Raw genomic sequence first — 22692 nt, forward strand, 5'->3', positions numbered from 1 at the left:
AGGCCGTCTGCGGATCTCGCGAACATCATGAAGCCTTTACCCATACTCGAAATGACCGGCATCGACAAGACGTTCCCGGGCGTCAAGGCGTTGCAGCAGGTCGATTTTCGGCTGTTTCCCGGTGAGATTCACACGTTGATGGGCCAGAACGGCGCGGGCAAATCAACGCTCATCAACGTACTCACGGGCGTATTCGCACACGATCGCGGCGAAATCTGCCTCGCTGGGAAGCCGGTTCGCTTCACCGCGCCGCTGGACGCCGAAGCCGCCGGCATCCAGACGCTCTATCAGGAAGTGAACCTCTGCCCGAACCTTTCAGTGGCGGAGAACATCTTCGCCGGCCGGCACCCCAAGAAGCGCGGAGCAATCGACTGGAAAGCGATCAACGTGCAGGCGCGGGACGCGCTGGCCGCTCTGGATCTTTACATTGATGTCACGCGCTCGCTGGATTCCTACCCGATCGCGGTCCAGCAGATGGTGGCAATCGCGCGCGCCGTCTCCGTCGACGCGAGCGTGCTCATTCTCGACGAGCCGACGTCAAGTCTCGATGACGGCGAAGTCGCGCGGCTTTTCGCTGTGCTGCGCCGCTTGAAGGAATCGGGAATGGCGATTCTGTTCGTGACGCACTTTCTTGAGCAGACCTATGCCGTATCGGATCGCATCACCGTCATGCGTAATGGCGCACGAGAAGGCGAGTACCTGGCAAAGGACTTGCCCGTCGACGTGCTGGTCGCAAAGATGACTGGCCGCGAAGGCATGAATGAGGCAATGAAGGCTGGCGCATCGGACGGTCCACACCCGGAGGCAGCGGCAACCCCCTTTCTTTCCATGCAGGGTGTGGGTCGGCGCGGATTGATGAGTCCCGTCGATCTCGACGTGTGTCCAGGCCAGATCGTCGGCCTTGCTGGACTGCTCGGTTCTGGCCGCACCGAAACAGCGCGGCTGGTGTTCGGCGCGGAACGCCCGGACACTGGGACGATGCTGATCGACGGACATCGCGCGAAGCTCACTTCGCCGCGTGACGCTGTGCGACATGGCATTGCCTATTGCCCCGAGGATCGAAAAAAAGAAGGAATCGTAGCGGCATTGTCGATCCGGGAAAACATTGTTCTGGCGTTGCAGGCACGACGTGGATGGTGGCGCATGCTGAGTTACGCCCGCCAAAGAAAAATGGCCGATGAATACATCGCGCAACTCGGGATCAAGGCACGCGACGCAGAGCAGCCCATCGGCCTGCTCTCGGGGGGAAACCAGCAAAAGGTGCTGCTCGCCCGCTGGCTCGCGACCGAGCCGAAACTGTTGATTATGGATGAGCCAACGCGCGGTATCGACGTCGCCGCGAAGTTCGAGATCATGGACCGTGTGCGTTCGCTTTGCGCGAAAGGCCTCGCAATTCTCTTTATCTCTTCTGAAATGAGCGAGGTGGTTCGCGTCAGTCACAGGATTGCTGTCCTGCGCGACCGTCGCAAGGTCGCCGAGATCGCGGGCGATCGCCTCTCGGAGGATCAGGTGTATCAACTCATCGCAGGAGGCGAGTCATGAAACCGGTTCGCGCGCTGGTGCGGCATCAATTGGTCTGGCCCGCCATCACACTCGTCTTGCTGATTCTTCTGGACGTGGCGCATCGCGCAAGCTTTCTCTCTGTGACAGTCCTCGACGGTCATCTTTTCGGTGCGCCGATCGACATCCTCAATCGTGCTGCGCCGCTCGTGATGGTCTCCCTCGGCATGACGCTCGTCATCGCGACGCGAGGCATCGACATCTCGATCGGTGCAACGGTAGCCATTGCGGGCGCGGCCGCCGCGATCATCCTCGAGGCGGATCCGTCGCGCGTTGGCATGGCGCTTGGGGCGGCGATTGCCGTCGGACTGTTGGCCGGGATGTGGAACGGCCTGCTTGTCGCGCTCGTCGGGATGCAACCGATCATCGCCACACTCATATTGATGGTCGCAGGGCGGGGCGTTGCACAGTTGCTGACCGGCGGCCAGATTATTCCCATCGGTGCACCTGGCTACCTCAGGCTGGGAGATGGATATCTGGCGATGGTTCCCTGCTCGGTCTGGATCGCGGTCGTCGTGACGCTCGCGCTCGCGCTTCTGGTGAACCGCACCGCGCTCGGACTCTTTGTCCGCTCCATTGGCGTCAATCCTGTCGCAACGCGGCTGGTCGGGCTGCGTTCCGGCGCGATCGTCTTCGGCGTGTATGTCATCTGTGGGTTGATGGCGGCGCTCGCCGGGATCATCGCCAGCTCGAACGTACGGAGTGCCGATGGAAACAATGCGGGTCTGTTGCTCGAACTCGACGCGATTCTGGCCGTGACGCTCGGCGGGACGTCGTTGCTTGGCGGCCGCTTCAGTCTTGGCGGCACGGTGCTCGGCGCATTGATCATCCAGACGTTGACCTACACGACCTATTCGATCGGTGTGCCGCCGGAAGCAACGCTCGTTGTCAAGGCGATTGTCGTGGTCGCGGTGAGTGTCATTCAGTCGGAGGTTGCGCGTGCGCTGGTTGTCAGGCAGGTGAAACATCTTCTTTCCCCGGCGCGCGAACGCGCATCCACCGGAACGAGTCCATCATGAGAAAGCTGACTGGCCGTCTGGCCGATCCGAGAACCCTGCCCATCGTCGCAACGATCGTGCTGTTCGCCGCGCTGTTCGGTTTTGGTTCTGTCATGTACACCGGCTTCTTTTCGATGCAGGTATTGACGGGCCTGTTCGTTGACAACGCGTTTCTGCTCGTCGTGGCGATTGGCATGACGTTCGTGATCCTGTCGGGGGGCATCGACCTGTCGGTCGGCGCTGTGGTTGCCCTGACCACGATACTGTGCGCTGTGGGCGCGCAGTGGCTGCATTGGCCCATCTGGGTCGTCGTGCCGATCGTGCTGGTTTTCGGCGCGCTCTACGGTGCGGCGATGGGAGCGCTGATTCACTTCTTCCGCCTGCAGCCGTTCATCATCACGCTCGCGGGCATGTTCCTGGCTCGCGGCGCATGCTTCCTGATTACGACGGAATCGATCACGATCGACGAGCCGACGTTCCATGCTGTCGCGTCTCTGAATATTCCGGTCGGCGGCGGCTCCCTCAATGCCGGATCGCTGGTTGGCATTGCGACGCTCGTGATCGCCATTTTCATCGCGCACTTTACGCGCTTCGGGCGCAACGTTTATGCAATTGGCGGCAATGAGCGCTCTGCGCTCCTTATGGGCTTGCCAGTCGCAAGAACGAAGATCGCTGTCTATGCGTTGAGCGGCTTCTGCTCGGCGCTGGGCGGGGTGATCTTTACGTTGTATGTGCTTTCCGGGTACGGACTGCAGGCACAGGGGATGGAACTCGATGCGATCGCTGCAACGGTGATCGGCGGAACGTTGTTGACCGGCGGGGTCGGCTACGTAATTGGCTCGCTATTCGGCGTCGGCATCCTCGGCACCATCCAGACGCTGATCACCTTCGACGGCACGTTGAGTTCGTGGTGGACGCGCATAGTCATCGGCGCATTGCTCTGCGTGTTCTGTCTGCTGCAGCGGATCATCGAGCGGCACGCGGGTCGACGCCGCAAGGGCGGCGGGGGTTTCGTGCCGACCTCGGCCGGCCCATCGCACGGTGGGCAGCGGGGGCGGGATAAGCGCGGTCGCGGTGATCTCGTCACGACGACCTGAACGTCTCAGGTTGATATCCAGTCTGGCCGAACGAGAGGGGAGAACATGCTCGAGTTGCGGGAAACGGATTTACGACAGCCAGGCTTCGGGAAGGCGGCGCAACCTGGAGAGCCAGAGCAGGGCACAGGCGACAAGGCGTATCGGCAGACGACGCTTTCGAACGCCTCTCTGAGGCTCGACGTAGAGGCGGGGCGCCACGGCGGGATTGCGCAACTAGAGTGGAACGACCGGGGCGTGTGGACGCCCGTCTTTCGACAGGCGCAGCGGCGAGGGCATGGAACTGCTCCCCGTCGACTATCGTGTCAACCGTCGATCTGGGTTCAGAACGTGGCGCAGGACATCCGGGCTGCGGCAACGTCGTCAGGATCACAGCCAATCGGCGCAAGTCGGCGGGTTCCGCTGGCCGATGTTGCACTTATGGGCGACTGGAAAATCGACTCGACCGGAGAAAAATGTCTCCGCTTGATAGCCGAAGTCGCAGAGCGCTATAGGGCAGTCCAGACATATGAGCTTGACGGGCCGACACTGGAAATCGCCGTCGAGCTCGAGAATACGGGACACACGCCGCTACCGTGCGAAATCGAGGTCAGTCCGGCCCTGGTGCGCGACGCGGATACCCGCATAAGCGCGCCGGCGGGCGGGATCTGGATTGCACGAGAGAACGGAAAGACTCCCAGGCTCGTTCCGGCTCCGTTCGCGTGGCAATTCGGGGTGACATTCCCTTTACCGGCGAAGGCGGTAGACCACGCGTTCACTGGCTGGGGAGGGAGGGCGCTGGTCGAATGGCCGGCGCGACAGTTTTCTCTCGCGATTGTGGGTAACACAGACTGCTATCGCCTTTGTGCATATCCGGAAGACGATTCGTTTTCGTTCCAGGTGATGAATGATCAATCGGAACACCGCTACGTCCGCGACGGCGATGGCTTGCACGGGCTTTCGGTTCTTGCTGCGGGACAAACGCTCTGCCGTCGGGTCAGCTTCACAGTCGAGCGTCTGGCGTCTCTGACAAGGACCGCGCGCTACTCGGCGGAGTAGTGGTTTATCGCAGTTGGAATCTTTTCATATTAATAAAAAGGTCGTCACGGCCCGTGTGGAGAGGTCGATTTGACACATCATGAATCGGGGGGAAACATGCTCAAGGGGCTCAGTATCAAAAGCGGGCTGACCTGCGTAATTTCGGTGTTTGTCGTCATCCTTGCTGTGACGAGCTCTGCGGGCATTCTGGCGCTGAAGCTGAACAACGACGCGCTGCGAGCGATGTATGAAGTGGATACCAGTTCGCTGGTCGCGCTGAAGACCAGTGACGCCTTGCTTCAGCGCGCACGCGTTTCACTCGACAGCTACCTTTCGTTGTATGGTCTGGGTGACCCGGAGCCGGACTTGCTCTCGGGCGCGCGCCAGGATCTAAAGGATTCCGAACGAGAATTCTCGAAATATCTTTCACTGCAATCGGGCGCGGACTCCGATGCGGCGAAGCAGCTGGCAGAGCGCCGCCGGTCGGTCCTCGACAAGGCGATCCTGCCCGCGGCTGACGCGCTCGGCCAAATGGATTTCGGCCACTTCAAGGAACTCCAGGGCAAGGCGACACAGGATGCGGTGGCGTCTTATCAGAGCGCGATGAAGGAACGCGAGAACGCGGTCGTCGACTTGCAACGGCAACGTTTTGCGCAGGCGCAGTCGCGCTTTCATTTGATGGTCGCCATGCTTGCGGCAACGGCGGTGGTCGCACTTGCCGTGGGAATAGGCGCTCGGCGGATCCTCGTTGGAATCGTGGTGAGCCCTATCGCTGAAATCAAGACACATCTCGCGCGCATTGCCTCAGGCAATCTTCAGGGCGATGTGCTCGCCGAATATCGGAACGAGATGGGAATGCTCATGGCGGACGTCAGGACGATGCAGGACGCGCTGGTGCGAACTGTCCGGAGCGTTCGCGGCGGAACGGAAACCATCAACGTCGGCGCACAGGAGATTGCCTCCGGCAGCGCGGATCTTTCGCGGCGAACCGAGCAACAGGCGGCGTCGCTCGAGCTTGCAGCCGCGAACATGGCGCAGCTGACGCGGGCCGTCAAGAAGAACGCGGAGACTGCCGATACCGTGAGTCGACAGGCCTTGGCGGCTTCACAAACGGCATCTGCGGGCGGCGAGGTGGTTCACGAAGTCGTCCGGACGATGCAAGGCATATCGGTGCATTCCAGCAAGGTCGCCGAAATCGTGGGCCTGATAGAGAGCATCGCCTTCCAGACCAACATTCTGGCGCTGAATGCCGCCGTCGAGGCGGCACGGGCTGGAGAACTCGGGCGCGGTTTTGCGGTCGTTGCGAGTGAGGTCCGAAGTCTCGCTCAACGAAGTGCGCAGGCGGCAAAAGAGATCAAGCAGTTGATCGATGCGACGGTCGGGAAGATCGACCAAGGTTCGCTGCTCGCGCAAAGGGCAGGCACGATCATGACCGAGGTCGTGTCGTCAGTCTCAGCGGTAAGCGGGTTGATGGCTGAGTTGCACCGGGCTACGCAGGAACAGAGTCACGACATCGAGCAGGTGAGTGGCGCGGTCGTGCAAATGGACACAACAACTCAGCAAAATGCGGCACTCGTCGAGCAGGCTGCAGCCGCAGCCCAGTCGCTCAAGGAGCAGGCCGCGCTGCTCGACAATGTCGTTTCGGAATTCAAGATCGCATCGGGTACGTCGTGACTCTGCCGCGAGCACAAGCAACCTTATAGCACTGCTGTCGCTTCGATCTCGATCTTGAAGCCGAAGTGGAGCGGTCCCGTCGGCACGATTGTGCGTGCCGGCCGCGCCTCGCTCGCCCAATCCGCGTAGATCTGATTGAAACTCGGCCAATGCTCGATATCGTCGAGATAGACGCGAACCTGGACCAGTTGCGCGATGCTGCTGCCTGCGCCTTCTAGCGCAACCTTGAGATTCGCCAGCACCTGCTCGGCCTGCGCCTCGAACGACGCGTCGGTCAGCTTTTGGCCCTGCGCGTCGATCGGCAACTGACCCGACACGAAGACCAGTCCGTTTGCAATCGCCACGTGACTATAGTGGCCCCCCGGGGGACGCAGGTTCACCGGGTTTTCCGTGCGCGGCAATCGCGTGCCCGATTCGTTACCAGCCATGAAAGCGGCTCCATACGGTTGTTTCGCCATCTGCGGATAGCGCGTGATACTCCGGGAACTGCGTGCCTGTTGCGCAGGCATGATTGGGCAGGATACGCAGCTTCGTTCCGATCGGAAAGCGGGTCGCCAGGTTCGTTGTTTGCTGTGTTTCATGAGCCGGCGACAAAATCCCGTGCTCCTGGTTTGCACCGCTTAAAACCCAGTCTGTCAAAGGCGTGCCATCGAGACGACAGGGCAGACCATATCCGAAATCTTCCGTCTGCCGCGACGTCCCGCGGTCGCGGCTCATCGCCATCCAGCCTGCGTCCACGATCACCCAGTCTTTTTCCGGCTGATGGCCGATGACCGTCGTGAGCACGCTCAAAGCGATGTCATCGGTCGAGCATACGCCGATGTTGCGCATCACGAGATCAAAAAAGACGTAAACACCCGCGCGCACCTCGGATACGCCATCCAGTTTCTCGGCGGACAACGCGGTGGGTGTCGAACCGACGCTCACCGCGTCACAAGGGAGGCCCGCGTCACGCAGCCGTTGCGCTGCGCGAACACAGCCTGCGCGTTCCTGTTCGGCGAGCGCAGACAGCGCATCGGGCGTGTGAAGCTCGTAGCTGGAGCCCGCGTGTGTCATCACGCCGCCGAGCTTGACGCCGCTGTCATGCAGGATGCGCCCGACCTCCAGGAACGCATCCTGCTCCGGCGCGATCCCTGAGCGATGCCCATCTGTATCCACCTCGATCCAGACTTCGAAGGCTTCCTTCTGCCCGGCGCAATACCTCGCGACTTCTACCGCTGCGCGCGTGTTGTCCACCACCAGCTTCAGATCGCAGCCCCGTTGTCGGAGCGCCATCGCTCTTGGCAGCTTCGACGGCACGATACTGACCGCGTAGAGAATATCGGTCACGCCAGCCGCAAAGAACGCTTCCGCTTCCTTCAGCGTCGAAACCGTGATGCCGTTCGCGCCGGCTGCCAGTTGCGCGTGCACCACCTCCCTACATTTGGTCGTTTTCACGTGCGGGCGAAACTTCACGCCGAGCGCGTTCAGGCGCGACTGCATACGCGCAATATTCCTGTTCATCCGCGGGATATCGACCAGGGCTGCAGGGGTATCGAGTTGATCAAGTTTCATGATTTCAGTTGGGCAGCTTGTTGTGCGCCGAAATGTCGGAACCGGCTGCACCAGGGCACAAGTGATTCCAGTGTCGGCGCCTCGATTTCGGGAGGCGGCGCACCTTCTACCAAGGGCAGGGAAACCCTGTTGTGCCAATAAGTCCGCAAGCCGACCGAGGCGGTGCCGAACATGTCGTAGCTCGAGCCGGCGACGAAGACGGCCTCCGAAGGCGTCACGCCGAGCACGTCGAGCGCCAGGCGATAGGGCGTCGGGTCGGGTTTGTATGCGCCGGCTTCTTCGGCGGTGATTACGGCATCCCATTTGACGGGAAAGATTCCTGCCGCCTGGCGGCCAAGTCGTATCGAGCAGTTGGTTACGATAGCGATCTTGCAATGCGGTTGAAGCTGTTGCACTGCCTCGACGGCACCGCTCCACGGTGTCAGTTGAAGCCAGTCTACCTCAAGCGCGAGTGCGGAGGATTCGGGCAAGCCCACGTGCACCGCGGACTGCTTTACCAGCTGTTCGTAGGCGACGTAGCGCCCGCAACCGTAGGTTAGACGTAGGTACTCGGCGCGCCACGCACGCCCAGCCTGCTCCGAGCCTGCGGAGCGGTTCCAGAGCGTCCACGAGTCGAGCAGCGCGGTGAGAAGATCGAAGAGGACCGCCTTCGGATAGCCGGTCGTTGAAGATGGACTGCTCATGAGCGAGGCCTCCATGCGGTTCGTTCATGGCATCAAGTATAGAGTTCGATCAGGCGCCGGGAATTCAGTCGCACGAAATCAATCATTCAGAAAGATTGAATGTCTTTCGAGGTGTCGGCTAGCTCCGCCACGGCGGCTGTGGGCGAAAATGTGCCTGCAGATACTGCATGAATTGCCGGGTGCGTGCGGGCAATCCGGCGCGATTGTTGGTGAGTGCGATCACATCGGCGTCGGGCGCCTTCCATGCGGGGAGCAGCCGCACGAGGTTTCCCTTCGCGATATCGCCGGCAACGTCCCATTCCGAGCGGAGAATGACGCCACGGCCCTCACACGCCCATTGGCGAATCACCTCGCCATCGTTGCAGCTCAACTTCGACGACACGCGGATACTGCGCGCCGTGCGGCCCTTGCGGAACTGCCAGAGCGATGCGTCTTCGTTGTTCTCTCGCAGCACGATACATGGCAGTTCGGCCAGATCGTCAGGGGTTTCCGGGTTCGGAAAGCGCTTCAGAAACGCTGGGGATGCACACACGAAGCGTGCATTCGGCGCAATCGCATAGCCGATCAGATTCGACGCAGGCAGATCGCCGATATGAACCACGATGTCATAGCGGTCGGCGGCCTCGGTCAATGGTTGATCGGTGAGCGTCAACTCGATGTCGACGTCGGGGTTGTCCTGCTGAAAGCGGGACACGACGGAAGCGAGATAGCGCCGCCCGAAACCCAGTGGCGCGCGAACTCTCACGGTGCCGACGAGCCCACCGCGGCGTGCGCGCAAATCCTCGAACAGCGTGTCGAACTGTGTCACCAGGTGTGCGCCGCGTTGGCACAGCAACATTCCTTCTTCCGTGAACCGTAAGCGGCGAGCGCTGCGGTCGACGAGGCGGATATCGAGTTTTCTTTCGATCTGCTGCAACCGCTGCGTGACCGCCGGCGGCGACAGCCCAAGCTTTCTCGCTGCCGCAACGAGGCTGCCGGTTTCCTGTATGGTCAGCAGGAAGCGAATGTCATTTGAATCGCTCATGTTGGTCTCATCGCGGTTGCGGCTGCAATTGTTGTTCGGTGGGCCCGCGCCGGGAGGGACGCAGCGGGGATCGCCGCGATGCGAATCATTGGACTCGATATCGCGCCAGGAAAGTGCAAACGGCGCTCTCGACGACGCGTTCTACCTGATCGTCGGACAGGGCGTAGTCTGTTTGCATGAGGCGAGGATAAAAAACGGTCTCGCCCAGCATGCCAATGAATTCTGCGCGCGCGAGCTGCACGTCGGCAACACGCAGCTCGCCTTCGTCAACGCGCCTTTGCAACCAGGCATCCGTAATATCGCTGAATAAATGCTTCGCAAGTTGAAAGCGGGCGCCCACCGCGGGAAAGTTTCGCGCTTGCCCAATGATCAGGCGCATCGCGGAAATCAACCGCGCGTCTGAAACGAGCTCGCAGAATGCGCGTCCAATTTCGCGCAGGCCCGGTTCGACGTCGTTGGGCACGACGTGATCTTTCCAGCTCGAGAATAGCTGATGGATCAGATGGTCCACCGCTTCGACGAACAGCGTTTCCTTGCTGGGAAAATGTTTGTACAGGGTCGCGTATGACACTGTCGCGCGATCGCCAATGGAATCCATCGTGGCCGCGTCGTATCCGCTTTCCAGGAACGTTGCAATTGCAACCTCCAGGATCAACGCGCGCTTTTCCCTGCTAACACGCTGCTGATATCCCTCTACGCCGTTCGTCGAGGAAGTCTCTCCGCGCGAGATGGGCTTCTTCCTTCCTGCCTTCGCTATTTCCACTCACAAGCTCCAAAACTATCGGTCTGGAAGGCATTCTGCCCCCCGTTGGCGAAAATCGCCAGCAAGCGAGACTGCGGACGGTCCTTCGAAATCGGACGCATCGGTAATGCCGGGTTTTCCCTACCTTTCTCGCTGCCGTTTAGTACTATAGTGTAATACACACTACACCATGAAGCTCGAACAGAAATGGGAGCCAGCGTGAACGGTTTCAGACGATTAAGCACAGCCTCGGTTATCAGAGGCGGGAAAGGCTGGTCATTACTCGGGGCGAGGTGCTCCGGCTGTGAAGCGCCCATCTATCCAGTCCTCACCGTGTGCCCGCACTGCGGCGGCCGCGACTTCGTTGCGTTGCCGCTGCCGACAATCGGCACCCTCTACTGCCACAGCGTGGTGCATATGGGACCAAGGGGCGTCGACACGCCCTATACCGTCGGCTACGTGGACTTTAGTGAGGGTCTGAGGGTCTTCGGGCGCATCGAAATGGAGGCTGGCGCTGTCCAGACGGGGCAACAACTCGAATTGCGAGTGAAAGCAGCAAACAAACGAGCGAGCCAGTTCATCTACTTCTTTGCCGCACCCGGCGAAGTTCCCCGGCAGGTAAGTTCATGAGCGCGACGAACGGTTTGAGGAGCGTGAGCGTCGCTGGCACAGGTATGGTTCGCTTTGGGCGTTTCCCGGAAGTGAGTCTTGCGCAGCTCGCCGCGCCTGCGGTCATCGAGGCACTTGATGAAGCTGGAATCGATCGACCGCGCATCGGCGCTATTTATTGCGGAACGGTATCCGGTGGTCCATTGGCTGCTCAACGTATCGCACGGGAGACGGGGCTGACCGGCATCGAAGCGGCGAATTTCGAAAATGCCTGCTCGTCGTCGGCGAGCGCATTCCGGCACGCCTGGCTCGCGATTGCCGCGGGGGCGGTGGATTGTGCCGTGGTGGTCGGAGCGGAGCAATTGACCCGTCTCGGCAGCGGCCCACTTGATCTGGGCGATGAGGATGTCGAGGCGGCGAACGGTTTGACGATGCCGGCGCTGTACGCAATGCGCGCACAGCGGTACATGCACGAATTCGATTTGTCGCCTCGCGATCTCGCGCAGATCGCGGTCAAGGCCAGGGCGAATGGCGCGCTCAACGCGTATGCACAGATCCGCAGCACCATGTCGGTGGATGAGGTGCTCGCTAGTCGGCAGGTGGCCTCGCCGCTGACGTTGCATCAGTGCTGCCCGCTGGGCGATGGCGCATCGGCGGTCGTGCTTGCGGCCTCCGACTTTCCCATTGCGAATCGGCAAGGCGCCGTGAAGATTCTTGCGTCGCATCTGACGTCGGGCCGTTACATGCAGGGAGGCAGGGATATGACGACTCCCGAGGTCACGATGCGTTGTGCGAACGAGACCTACGAATCCTGCGGCATCGGCCCTTCCGACATCGATCTCGTCGAGTGTCACGACGCCTTCACCATCGCCGAATTGCTGTACTACGAAGCACTGGGTTTTGCCCGCCACGGAGAAGGGGCGGCTTTGATCAGGGAAGGTCAAACGTCGCTGAACGGACGGATTCCGTTCAACCCGTCCGGCGGTCTGCTCTGCAGGGGCCATCCGCTTGGCGCGTCGGGAATCGCGCAGATCGTCGAAATAACCCGCCAGTTGCAGGGCCGCTGCGGCGCACGGCAGGTCGCGAAAGACAAGCCGCGCGGTCCGCGAATCGGGCTGGCGCACATCACCGGTGGAGGCACCTACGGCTTCGATCACGGTGCCTGCGCAATACACATTCTTGGAAGGTGAGAAGTGAAATCAGCACCCTTTACCTGGCACCGCCCGGAAAGCGTGGCGCGTGCCGTCGAGCTGCTTGCCACGCTGGACAACGCACGCCTCATCGCTGGCGGGCAGACGCTGATGCCGATGCTGGCCATGCGTTACGCGTATGTGGACCATCTGATCGACGTGAACGCGATACCCGGCCTCGACGGGATAGCGTTGGAAGGCGGCGAGGCCTGCATCGGCGCACTGGTTCGCCAGCGAGATATCGAGCAATCTCCCTTGATTCATCGATACGCACCGCTGATGGTCGAGGCGTATCGATTGGTCGGTCATATTCAGACGCGAAATCGGGGCACTTTTGTCGGAAGCGTTTGCAATCTCGACCCGGCCTCGGAGCAGCCCGCACTCGCCGAAATCTTCAATGCGACCATCGTCGCCGTGAGCCCCCGCGGAGAGCGGCGCATCCCGTTTCATGAGTTCGCGTGCGGCTTCATGACGACTTCGATCGAACCGGACGAAATGGTGACGCAAATTCGCCTGCGCATCTGGAACGAGCCGCACGGCTATGCGTTCGAGGAATTCGCGCGCAGGCATGGGGACTTCGCAATCGTCGGGGCCGCGGCCATGGTGTCCGTCGACGCCAATCGCGCTATCCGCCGTGCCGACGTGGTCCTGTGCGGCATGGGCAGGAAACCTTGCCGTCTGCAGTTCGACGACGTCCTCCAGGGACAGCAGCCCAGCGACGGTCTCGCAAAGGCAGCAGCCGGCAGAGCAAGCTCGATCGATGCCCTTGGCGACACGAGTGCCAGTGCCGCCTATCGGCAACGCCTCGCGAGCACCGTAACCGAGCGTGCGCTTGGGCGTGCGTTCGCTCGCGCATTGAACGCAAGCTGAGGGAATCATGGATCAGAGAATCGAATTCGTGGAACAGGCAAGGATTGCCTTCGAACTGAACGGACAGGCTGTGACCTGCGACATCGACCCCAGAGTGACGCTCGGCGATTTTCTTCGTCACCGGCTTGGCAAGACCGGCACGCATTATGGCTGCGAGCATGGTGTTTGCGGGGCATGCACGGTGCTGGTGGATGGACGTTCCATGCGCTCGTGCCTTCAGCTCTGTGGCCAGGTCGACGGGCGGAAGGTCACAACCGTAGAGGGGCTGGCGAATGCCGACGGCTCGCTAGGCATCCTGCAGCAGGCGTTTCAGGATCGCCATGCGTTGCAGTGCGGATACTGCACCCCGGGCATGTTGACCACACTCACGGAGTTTCTGCGGGCCAACCCCGACCCGTCCGAGGCGCAAGTTCGTGATGCGATCAGCGGCAATATCTGCCGCTGCACGGGCTACCAGGCCATAGTCGAAGCCGCGCTGCTCGCCGCAGCGAGAATGCGCGGCGAGCCCGATCCAGTTTTCGGTCTGGTTACCGCACACTCGAAGAGCAGCGATGCCCCTTCGGAGTCGGCCGTGGGCGCGCGATATGTCGGCAAACCCGTCAAGCGCACCGAAGACCCAGCGCTGCTCAAAGGCGAGGGGCAATTCGTCGACGATATCCACCTTGCTGGAACGTTGCATTGCTGTTTCGTGCGATCGTCGCACGCGCACGCCCGCATCAGGCACATCGATACGCAAGCAGCAAAGGCCGTACCGGGCGTGCAGCATGTCTGGACGTTGGCCGACCTGGACGAAGCGCTGCGGCGGCCCTTGCCTGTCCTGGCGCCCACTCACATGCTCAATGAGCCGCGCATGTGGTCGCCGCTGGCTGCGGACGAGGTGTGCTACGTCGGCGAGGCGGTTGCCGTTGTCCTTGCCGAAAGCCGGTACATCGCGGAAGACGCCGCTAACCTGGTGCAGATCGACTACGAGGTACTGCCTGTTGCCGGCGACATCAGGAAGATATTCGACCCGGATGCGCCACGGGCTCACAGCGACGTTCCGACAAACCTCCTGCTCGACATGCCGTTTGCTTTCGGCGAAGTCGACTCGGCCTTTGCAAGCGCAGCGCACGTGGTCAAGCGCGAGATATTCCATCATCGCGCAACTGCGCACCCGATGGAGTGCCGCGCAACCCTCGCGCGGCTCGATGGCGGCACCGGTGATCTGACCGTCTGGAATTCAGGCCAGGCGCCGCATCTCGAAAGACGTCTCCTCGCGCAAGCGCTCGGCTACGACGAAGCGAAGATCCGGGTCATCATGCCGGACGTTGGAGGGGCGTTCGGTCCCAAGGGTATCGCCTATCCGGAAGAGTTCGTCGTGGCCTCGGCTGCACTCAGGCTGGGTGTGCCGGTCAAATGGACCGAAGATCGTCGCGAGCACTTCCTGAGTATTACCCAGGAGCGCGATCAACTGTGGGATCTCGAGATGGCGCTCGACCAGGACGGAAAGATCCTCGGCGTGCGCGGTTCCGTGGTCCACGATAACGGTGCGTATGTGCCTTGGGGCATAGTCGTGCCGATCATCGCGGTGACCTCGTCGCTGGGTCCGTACGTCGTCCCGGCATTCCAGGTGAAGCTGAAAGTCGCGTGCACGAACATGGTACCCACCACGCCGGTGCGTGGTGCGGGGCGGCCTAAAGCGGTATTCGCGATGGAGCGGATGCTCGATGCCGCAGCCGACCAGCTCGGCCTCACTCGTCTGGAAATTCGACGTCGCAATTTCGTGCAGCCGGAACAGCTACCGTACAAAACTGGCCTGATATTCCGCGACGGTTCGCAGATGGTGTATGACTCCGGCAACTATCCGGAGACCCAGAAAAAGGCAGAGGAGCTTGCCGGTCTGGACGCATTTCGCGCCCGCCAGGAGGACGCGCGCACGCGGCAACGATATCTTGGCATTGGCTTTGCCAATTATGTGGAAGGCTGTGGTCTCGGTCCTTATGAAGGGGCGGAAGTCACGTTGCAAAACGACGGACGCATACACCTGGACGTCGGTGGCGCCGGCGCGCAGGGGCAAGGCATGAAAACCATCTTTGCCCAGATCGCAGCCGATCAGATCGGTGTCGAGATGGATGCCATCACGGTAGTCGTCGGCGATACGGGCAAGCTTGCAATGGGTGTCGGGACATTCGCGAGCCGGATCACCGTCAACGCCGGAAATGCAGTCCACATTGCATGCGGCAAGCTCGCGGGAAAAATCAGGGCGCTGGCTGCGAACGCCCTTCGAGTTCCGCTGGACCAGATCGAGATCGCGCGTGGCGTCGTATGCGCGCGAGGTCAGCCGGAAAGGGCGTTGCCGCTCGGGAAAATCGCTCAGATGTCCTATGGGATACCTGGGTTCACGCTTCCTGACGGGCTGGATGCAGGCATGACCGTCACGCATTATTTCTCCCCGAAAGCCAGTGTCTACGCCAACGGAACGGCGTTCGCGGAAGTCGAGGTGGATATCGGGACTGGCTACGTAAAGGTCTTGCGTTATGGCGTTGCGCACGATTGCGGGAATGTGATCAATCCGATGCTCGTCGAAGGGCAGGTGATTGGCGCGATTTCCCATGGGATCGGAAATACGCTGCTCGAGCGGCATGCCTACGACGAGAATGCCCAGCCGCTTGCGACGAATTTCGCGGAGTTTCTGCTGCCGACCGCTCTCGACATGCCATCCCACATCGCGATGGCGCATCTCGTTTCGCCCTCGCCGAACAACCCGCTTGGCGTCAAAGGCGCCGGGGAGGGCGGGACGATTCCTGCATCCGCGGCGATCGTCAGTGCCATCGAGGATGCGCTGAGCCGTTGGTCTATCCGATTTGACGAAACTCCCGTGCTGCCTGAAATGATCTCTGATCGGCTGCATGCCGCAGGCGCCTACAGCGACGCCGCTCCCCAACACACCTCGAACGAAGAACTTGCAGGATAACGCTATGGAATCTGGAAAAACCGGTCCGCTGAGCGGCGTGAGGGTTCTGGATCTCACGCAGTTCCTGTCGGGCCCTTTCGGAACGCAAATTCTCGGTGACCTCGGCGCTGAGATCATCAAGATCGAGCCGCCGGCGGGCGAACTTTCACGCGGCGTGCCACCGCATTTCGTAGAGGGCGACAGCGCCTATTATCTTGCGGTCAATCGCAACAAGAAGAGCGTTGTCATTGACCTCAAGACGGAGCGGGGAGCCGAACTCGTTCGGGAACTGGCGGCACATTCAGATGTCCTCGTCGAAAACAATCGTCCCGGTGTGATGGAGCGGCTCGGGCTCGGTCACGCGGAGCTTCGCGCGCGCAGTCCGCGGCTCGTCTATTGCAGTATCAGCGGCTTCGGACAGACCGGCCCGGACAGGGATCTTCCCGCTTACGACATGATCGTGCAGGCGATGTCAGGGGGCATGAGTCTGACCGGGGAGCCTGGGCGAGCGCCCGTTCGCGCTGGCATTCCGATCGGCGATCTGGCGGCCGGCATGTACGGCGTAATGGGCGTACTCGCTGCGCTGGTCGAGCGCCAGACTACCGGCGAAGGACGGTTCGTCGATGTGTCGATGCTCGATGCGCAAATCGCGATGCTTTGTTATCAAGGCGCCTATTACCTGCTATCGGGTGAAGTGCCGGAACCCCAGGGACGAGGCCACGATTCGATACCGACTTACCGCTCGTTCGAATGTGGCGACGGCGTTTCACTGGTTGTGACCGCCAACACCGAACGTATGTGGGCGGACCTGTGCAAGGTAGTCGGTTTGCCACACCTCGTCCACGACCCGAGATTCAAGGATCCGGACGAACGCCTCGCAAACAAGGCGGCGCTATGGGAAATACTGGAGGTGCGCTTTCGGTCCGAATCCGCGCAGAGTTGGCTCGATCTGCTGAATTCGGCCTCGATTCCGGCCGCTCTGGTCAAGACGGTGGATAAAGCACTGAACGCCTCCCAGGTCGCGCACAGAGACATGCTCGTCGAGCTTCGCAGCGGAGCGGGATCTCATGTGCGCGTGCCCGGCAATCCAATCAAGCTCGATACCTCGGGGCCTGTCGATGCGAGTTACCCACCGCATCTGGGGGAGCATACGAACGTCGTGCTCGGAGAGTACGTCGGGCTGGATACTGACGAACTGAGGACACTTCAGAACCAGGGGGTTGTTCGGCAGTTTGTACCCGGCATGCCATCACCCGGCGTGAAATCGCGATGAACGTGGAGATCGGAATGCATGAAAATCTTCTGCTGAAGATGAAGGGTCATGTTTTGCACATTGCCCTGAACAGTGCTGACGGCAGGAACGAGCTGGATGACGCAATGACTCGAGCGCTCACAGAGGTGATCAGTGACCCTCCCGAGAGCACCGTGGCAATCGTGTTGTCCGGCGAAGGCGAGAACTTCTGCACAGGCCGGGCCTCTTCGCCACCGCCGGCACTTTCCCCAATGGAAGATCCACGCCCTGCAATCAAGGAACGGGGCGCGGTGCCCATTCTCGCACTCTATGAGGCAATCCGTTCGAGTGCGGTACCGGTTGCGTGTTTCGTCAAAGGGCTCGCTTCGGGTATGGGTTGCGCAATCGTTGCAGCGAGCGACTACGCAGTCGCCGACGTGCGCAGCCAGTTCGAAGCCAACGAACTGGAGAAGCAGTTTGCTCCTGCACTGCTGATGTCCGTGCTCATCTCGCGTGTCCATGTCAAGGCGATTTCGCGTCTGGTTTTGACGGGTCGGCCCATCGACGCGACGACCGCTCTGGAGTATGGGCTCATCGGCGAAATAGTCGCTCCTTGGGAACTGGACAACGCGCAGGACGATTTCATCGCGTTCATGAACAGCCGGGCTCCGCAGGCACTACTCGGAATCAAGACCTTCCTGCGCGAATCGGCCGGCCCGGATTCGTCAAAGCTTGCCGCCGACGTTTTGGCGGAATCGATTGCGGCTCGCCTCGACGTGACAGCGCCGTTCGCGCCGTCTCACGACAAGCGGTTTCTGAGCGTCGACGGCGAGCGCATTGCCTATATCGACATCGGCAACGGGCCCGCGGTCGTTTTGCTCCATAGTCTCGGCACATCGAGCGCGCTGTGGGACGATATTCTGCCCGCACTCACCGCGAATTATCGAGTCGTGGCAATAGATGCCCGCGGTCACGGCGACTCGACGAAGCGAAGCGCGTGGAATGCAGACGCGGTTGCCAGCGACGTTGTTGCGGTGACGGGGGCCATCGGTCTCGACCGTTTTGGCCTGGTGGGTATCTCGATGGGGGGACTCACTGCAATCCGCGTTGCCGCGAAGCTGGGTCGACGCGTGGCTGTCATGGTCTTGTCGAGTGCTTACGCAAGCGTTTCCGGACCGACGGTAGCCAGGCGGCTCGCAGCAACCGAAGGGATGTTGAAAAAGCTGCCAATGCATCTCTTTGCGCGCATGTACGTGGAGCAGACCCTCCACAGAAACACGGCGTACCCGAAGCGGGAGCGACTTGCCCAGCAGATTGCGGCCATCGCTTCAAAGGATTACCTGGAGATATTGCACGCCATTGCCACGGATGACGTCTCCAGTCTTCTGTGCGACATCGAGGTCCCGACACTCGTGCTCAACGCCGAACTCGACGGAAGTGTACCCAGAACCGTATCGGCGCAGTTGACGCAAGGAATCCATGGGGCGGAGGAACGGACGCTGCGCGCTGCCGGGCACCTTGCATGTGTCGACGCGCCCGATGCGTACGCGGACGTTTTATTAAGCCAGTTTGAGCAATACACGGATGAAGGTGGAGAAGTATGGAGATCGTAAATCGCTTTTCGGTCGACTCGACTATCGAGAACGCCTGGAACGCACTACTCGACGTTCCGCTGGTGGTGTCCTGCTTTCCCGGTGCGACGCTCACGGACACACTCGGCAAGGACTCGTACAGGGGGCTGATTCGCGTCAAGCTGGGTCCAATCGCGATGGAGTTCTCCGGCAAGGTCACCTTGAGCGCCCCGTGGGGTGACGCGCATACGGCGACCGTTGAGGCCACATGGCAGGAGACCAAAAACCGCGGATCGGCCAATACGGTGACCACGTTTTCTCTATCACGCCTCAATGAAGCCGCCGGCACCCAGGTTGACGTTCGCACCAGTGTGCAGATGGCGGGGCAGGTGGCGCAGTATGGCCGCGGCGTTGGAATCATCAATGCCGTATCGGAACAGATGGTCCGTCAATTCGCGGCGAATTTGCTGGAGAAACTTGCGGACCGGCAGGCTGAAACAGCGTTGCCCCTGGACGACACAAACGCGTTCGCTTCGACATCCACCGGAGACAGAGAACCCGTGGCGGCAACACGCCGCGACAACGCAGCACGCTCAACGAACGAGATTTCCGTACTCGGCTTGTTGTGGAAAATGCTGGTTTTGAAGTGCAGGCGGTGGTTTGCCAGACCGCGTTCGTCATAGTTCCCTTCGTTCATGTTTCTGTTCAGTTTGGTCAGGCGGGCAAACGGCAGCCGCTTCTACTGAACCCTGTCATGCCAGCACGCGATGCCATCGAAGTGTCCGGAACTGTTTGTCTAATCATAAGTAGTGCAAAGCAGGAGATGGGAAGATGGAAACGAACTCGACTCCTTTCGAGTCGACAGACCATGGGAGCAATGTTGGTGCTCCTGTCGTGGGCAAGGCCGCCTGGATTGTACTTGCGTCCGCGTTTGTGGGGTGGATGTTCGATGCAATGGATCTCTACCTGTTCACCATGATCATGGTTCCGGCCCTTCACGACCTGCTCGGGGCTTCACAGGGCAGCGTCATGCGGATTGGAGGGCTCATTGTCGGCGCGAAACTGCTTTGCTGGGGCATCGGCGGGATTCTGTCCGGTATCGTGGCAGACCGGTTCGGGCGAGCGCGAGTGATGCTCGGCACGATGCTGATTTATTCGGTATTCACGGCAGCCGGTGCCTTCGCGCGAGACTGGTATCAACTCCTCCTGTTTCAGATGCTGGCGGGCTTTGGAATCGGTGGTGAGTGGGCCGCCGGCGCCGCGCTTGTCGTGGAGACCTGGCCAGAAAAACACAGGGCGAAGGCCGTTCAGGTGATGCAGGTTGCCAATGTGGCGGGGCTGGTTGCCGCCTCCGCGCTCGCGATCCTGCTTTCAGGCGCTGGATGGCGTTGGGTGCTTGGCGTGGGGGCGGCACCGGCACTCGCGAGCCTTGGCCTGCGGTTCATCACACCGGAATCGGCGAGTTGGGAGCAGTCACGTGCGGCCGCAATGCGTCACGCAGGTCCGAAAATGGGTTCGATATCGGAGATATTTGGCAGCCCGTTGCGCCGTCGAACCATTGTCGGAACGCTCATTGCCTCGGCAATGATGATCGGTGGCTGGGGGGCATCCATCATCTTTCCCACGTTGCTGAGAGAGTTCTTCCCATCCGCCGGCAGCGCGGAATTCACGCGACAGACGGGCATCGCTTTCATGGCGACCAACGCCGGTGCGGTGCTTGGATACGCCTCGATTCTGCTCCTCGTCAGTCTGATGCCGCGTGTCTCCCGACGGATCGTCTACGCAGTGTTTTGTGCTGGCGCCTGGATTGCAGTCGTTGTCCTTTTTGGAGCGGCGAAAACACTGGGGACGTTCTATTTCTCAATGCTTGGATTCGGTTTCTTCGCAATGGGCGGATTTGGGATCGTCGCTCTGTACCTGACTGAGCTTTTTCCGCTCCATGTTCGCGCCACAGGACAAGGCTTCGCCTGGAATATGGCCCGTCTCTTTACCGCGTTCGGACCGTTGCTCGTGTCGTTTGCGTCGGCGAATCTGGGATTCCGTGTGGTGGGAATCACTCTCGCAACCGTATTCGGAATGGGATTGGCCGCCATATTTTTCGGGCCGGAAACGGGCTGAAAAGACGACGTGGAAGTTCGAAGCGTGGCCGCATCCACCAAAAAATATGACATTGGAGACAGCATGAAAATGAAAGTGATCGTCGCCTCGACGGTCTTTGTGTGGACGGTCGCGGCACACGCGCAATCGTCGGTGACGCTGTATGGCGCCGTCGATACGGGATTGCTGTATCAAAGCGCGAATGCGCCGAATTTCCAGTCGAAAATGAATCTCGGCCACCTATACGCACTCAAGGACGCGGGTATTTTCACCAGTTTCTGGGGGCTCAAGGGCGTTGAAGACATTGGCGGTGGTTACAAGGTCAACTTCAAGCTCCAGGGAGCATTCACCAGTACCAACGGGAAGTTCGGACTGTCCGACACACCGGGCGTCAGCGCAATCTTCAACCAGCAAGCGACGATCGGCATCTCCGGTCCTTTCGGTTCGATCGATGCGGGCCGTCAGTTCGTGCCGATAATATTTGCGATGGCCGACACCGACGTACGGGGCGCGCAATTCTTCGGCAGTATCCTCACCGCATGGCTTGGCATGAATCAGGCTGCAGGCTGGCAGGGCACCAGTACAAACGGAGCGATCGGTGCGCTGTACGACTCTAACGCGATCGTTTACCAGTCGCCGAAATTTCACGGTCTATCACTGGGACTCGAATATGCGCCGGGTGGCGTCGCCGGTCAATCCCAGGGTGGCACGCGCGAGTCTGCCGTGCTCAGGTATTCGAACTACGGTCTCAATCTCTCGGCTGCTTACTACAACGGCCACGACAGCAATCCCTTCACGACGACAGCGATCGGCGCGATCATCACGGCACCGTCCACCGGGCGCGATAACAATCGCTTTTACTATTTCGGCGCGATGTACACGTTCCGCGACCTGTCAGTATCGACGTCATACAGCATCGGCAAGGATCCGGCGAACAGCGGTCAGGCCGACTTCGAGATGATTTCCGCGGGGCTCGGCTACAAGTTCACGCCGTTTTTCAAGGTCACCTCTGGCTTTTATTACCTCAAGGACCGCAACGTTTCATCCAATCAATCGGATGCGTACGCGGTGGGCGCCGAATACAGTTTGTCCAGGACCACTATCGCCTATGTACAGGTTGGCCATGTCAATAACCGGGGCAAGATGAGCCAGGCGATCGCCTACGCCGCGCCGGTTCCTGAGGGTACCTCCAGCACCGCCGCGATGATTGGCATTCGGCACACCTTCTGATCCCACCGTGGCTGATTGGAGCAATGAATGAAGACAAGCAGGGCACTGAAAATCGCTGTCGGGTTGCTGGTTGGATCAACATCTATTCACGTCTGGGCGCAGGCCAGCGAGAGCGAAGCGCGCACCGTGTCGAAAGGCACAGCGACCGAAGCCTCCGGCAGCGTCACGCAGACGAGTAGCCGGAAGGACAATTTTGCGCTGCGCCGCAAGGTCTACGCGGCAATCGCACAGCACGAGGAGATCGACGCGGGCGCCATCAGCGTGGTGGTGAAGCGCGGCGCGGTGACGCTCGACGGGACGGTGGTTGATGCCTCACACATCGGTGAGATGACGGAGATCGCGCGGGGCGTTCCCGGCGTGAGGTCCGTGACCAACCGGCTGACGGTCAAAACGCCGTTTGGCAGTCAGTAGGCGCACGTGCATGACGCGGCTCGACTGCGTACCGTAGGAGAATGTGAGCATGAACAGTGTCGATTTCGAGGTGCTGGAAGAGGTGGCGTCGCTTGTTCGGACAGGGTCCCGAGATTTTAAGTGGAGCGTCCGGGGCGATCATGCTGCCGATTTGATCGCTGGCAGCGTCGCGAAGTATGCCTCATCGGGCGTCTGATCCGCCAGG

Annotated in this window: 21 protein-coding genes; 16 read left to right on the forward strand and 5 right to left on the reverse strand. The window is 60.6% G+C overall.

Going from position 1 to position 22692, the window contains the following annotated elements:
• Window positions 1–27: 27 nt before the first annotated feature.
• The 5 genes from AB4Y43_RS29810 to AB4Y43_RS29830 all read left to right on the forward strand — a co-directional run bounded on the left by AB4Y43_RS29810 (window position 28) and on the right by AB4Y43_RS29830 (window position 6343).
• Window positions 28–1542, forward strand: a complete 1515-nt coding sequence (locus AB4Y43_RS29810) for a sugar ABC transporter ATP-binding protein (RefSeq protein WP_368729428.1) — start codon at window positions 28–30, stop codon at window positions 1540–1542.
• The gene (locus tag AB4Y43_RS29815) at window positions 1539–2579 is read left to right on the forward strand and encodes an ABC transporter permease (protein WP_368729429.1); all 1041 of its coding nucleotides are present in this window, start codon (window positions 1539–1541) and stop codon (window positions 2577–2579) included. Before AB4Y43_RS29810 ends, AB4Y43_RS29815 begins: the two co-directional genes overlap by 4 nt.
• Window positions 2576–3655: a galactofuranose ABC transporter, permease protein YjfF gene (gene yjfF, locus AB4Y43_RS29820; protein WP_368729430.1), complete on the forward strand. Its 1080-nt coding sequence runs from the start codon at window positions 2576–2578 to the stop codon at window positions 3653–3655. The genes AB4Y43_RS29815 and yjfF overlap by 4 nt, the downstream gene beginning before the upstream one ends.
• 417 nt (window positions 3656–4072) lie before the next feature.
• The gene (locus AB4Y43_RS29825) at window positions 4073–4690 is read left to right on the forward strand and encodes a hypothetical protein (protein WP_368729431.1); all 618 of its coding nucleotides are present in this window, start codon (window positions 4073–4075) and stop codon (window positions 4688–4690) included.
• A gap of 96 nt (window positions 4691–4786) precedes the next feature.
• A complete protein-coding gene (locus AB4Y43_RS29830) occupies window positions 4787–6343 on the forward strand; it encodes a methyl-accepting chemotaxis protein (RefSeq protein ID WP_342949993.1) in 1557 nt (518 codons plus the stop codon).
• A 23-nt stretch (window positions 6344–6366) separates the two neighbouring features.
• Here the strand turns inward: AB4Y43_RS29830 and AB4Y43_RS29835 are convergent, their stop codons facing one another.
• The 5 genes from AB4Y43_RS29835 to AB4Y43_RS29855 all read right to left on the reverse strand — a co-directional run bounded on the left by AB4Y43_RS29835 (window position 6367) and on the right by AB4Y43_RS29855 (window position 10367).
• Window positions 6367–6771: a RidA family protein gene (locus tag AB4Y43_RS29835; protein ID WP_069267273.1), complete on the reverse strand. Its 405-nt coding sequence runs from the start codon at window positions 6769–6771 to the stop codon at window positions 6367–6369.
• Window positions 6761–7897, reverse strand: coding sequence for a DSD1 family PLP-dependent enzyme (locus AB4Y43_RS29840; RefSeq protein ID WP_368729432.1), 1137 nt, complete (start codon window positions 7895–7897; stop codon window positions 6761–6763). The genes AB4Y43_RS29835 and AB4Y43_RS29840 overlap by 11 nt, the downstream gene beginning before the upstream one ends.
• Window positions 7894–8580: an HAD-IA family hydrolase gene (locus AB4Y43_RS29845; RefSeq protein WP_368729433.1), complete on the reverse strand. Its 687-nt coding sequence runs from the start codon at window positions 8578–8580 to the stop codon at window positions 7894–7896. Before AB4Y43_RS29845 ends, AB4Y43_RS29840 begins: the two co-directional genes overlap by 4 nt.
• Window positions 8581–8698: 118 nt before the next feature.
• Window positions 8699–9604 (reverse strand): LysR family transcriptional regulator, encoded by a 906-nt coding sequence (locus tag AB4Y43_RS29850; protein WP_368729434.1) that lies wholly within the window; start codon window positions 9602–9604, stop codon window positions 8699–8701.
• 85 nt (window positions 9605–9689) lie between these two features.
• Window positions 9690–10367 (reverse strand): TetR/AcrR family transcriptional regulator, encoded by a 678-nt coding sequence (locus tag AB4Y43_RS29855; protein ID WP_342949997.1) that lies wholly within the window; start codon window positions 10365–10367, stop codon window positions 9690–9692.
• 186 nt (window positions 10368–10553) lie between these two features.
• On the opposite strand from AB4Y43_RS29855, the gene AB4Y43_RS29860 reads away from it, so the two are divergent.
• From AB4Y43_RS29860 to AB4Y43_RS29910, 11 genes are all read left to right on the forward strand, one after another.
• Complete coding sequence (locus AB4Y43_RS29860; protein ID WP_069267268.1) at window positions 10554–10976, forward strand: OB-fold domain-containing protein; 423 nt, start codon at window positions 10554–10556, stop codon at window positions 10974–10976.
• Window positions 10973–12145 carry a thiolase family protein gene (locus AB4Y43_RS29865; RefSeq protein WP_083245486.1) on the forward strand — a complete coding sequence of 391 codons (1173 nt, stop codon included), beginning with the start codon at window positions 10973–10975 and terminating at the stop codon, window positions 12143–12145. The genes AB4Y43_RS29860 and AB4Y43_RS29865 overlap by 4 nt, the downstream gene beginning before the upstream one ends.
• A gap of 3 nt (window positions 12146–12148) precedes the next feature.
• Window positions 12149–13015 carry a xanthine dehydrogenase family protein subunit M gene (locus tag AB4Y43_RS29870; protein WP_368729435.1) on the forward strand — a complete coding sequence of 289 codons (867 nt, stop codon included), beginning with the start codon at window positions 12149–12151 and terminating at the stop codon, window positions 13013–13015.
• 7 nt (window positions 13016–13022) lie between these two features.
• Window positions 13023–15968, forward strand: a complete 2946-nt coding sequence (locus tag AB4Y43_RS29875) for a molybdopterin cofactor-binding domain-containing protein (RefSeq protein WP_368606108.1) — start codon at window positions 13023–13025, stop codon at window positions 15966–15968.
• Window positions 15969–15972: 4 nt separating this feature from the next.
• Window positions 15973–17220: a CaiB/BaiF CoA transferase family protein gene (locus AB4Y43_RS29880; RefSeq protein ID WP_368729436.1), complete on the forward strand. Its 1248-nt coding sequence runs from the start codon at window positions 15973–15975 to the stop codon at window positions 17218–17220.
• Window positions 17217–18791, forward strand: a complete 1575-nt coding sequence (locus tag AB4Y43_RS29885) for an alpha/beta fold hydrolase (RefSeq protein ID WP_368729437.1) — start codon at window positions 17217–17219, stop codon at window positions 18789–18791. The genes AB4Y43_RS29880 and AB4Y43_RS29885 overlap by 4 nt, the downstream gene beginning before the upstream one ends.
• A complete protein-coding gene (locus AB4Y43_RS29890; RefSeq protein WP_368729438.1) occupies window positions 18779–19432 on the forward strand; it encodes an SRPBCC family protein in 654 nt (217 codons plus the stop codon). The genes AB4Y43_RS29885 and AB4Y43_RS29890 overlap by 13 nt, the downstream gene beginning before the upstream one ends.
• A gap of 148 nt (window positions 19433–19580) precedes the next feature.
• Window positions 19581–20867, forward strand: coding sequence for an MFS transporter (locus AB4Y43_RS29895; RefSeq protein WP_342950003.1), 1287 nt, complete (start codon window positions 19581–19583; stop codon window positions 20865–20867).
• A 63-nt stretch (window positions 20868–20930) separates the two neighbouring features.
• On the forward strand, window positions 20931–22076 hold the full coding sequence (locus AB4Y43_RS29900; RefSeq protein ID WP_368729439.1) for a porin: 1146 nt from the start codon (window positions 20931–20933) through the stop codon (window positions 22074–22076).
• 27 nt (window positions 22077–22103) lie between these two features.
• Window positions 22104–22487 (forward strand): BON domain-containing protein, encoded by a 384-nt coding sequence (locus AB4Y43_RS29905; RefSeq protein WP_069267261.1) that lies wholly within the window; start codon window positions 22104–22106, stop codon window positions 22485–22487.
• 49 nt (window positions 22488–22536) lie between these two features.
• Entirely contained in the window at window positions 22537–22683 is a 147-nt protein-coding gene (locus AB4Y43_RS29910) for a hypothetical protein (protein WP_368729440.1), read from the forward strand.
• The last annotated feature ends 9 nt before the right edge of the window (window positions 22684–22692 follow it).

It is taken from the genome of Paraburkholderia sp. BR10872 (assembly GCF_040965835.1).
In the GTDB taxonomy this organism is placed as follows: Bacteria; Pseudomonadota; Gammaproteobacteria; order Burkholderiales; family Burkholderiaceae; genus Paraburkholderia; species Paraburkholderia nodosa_A.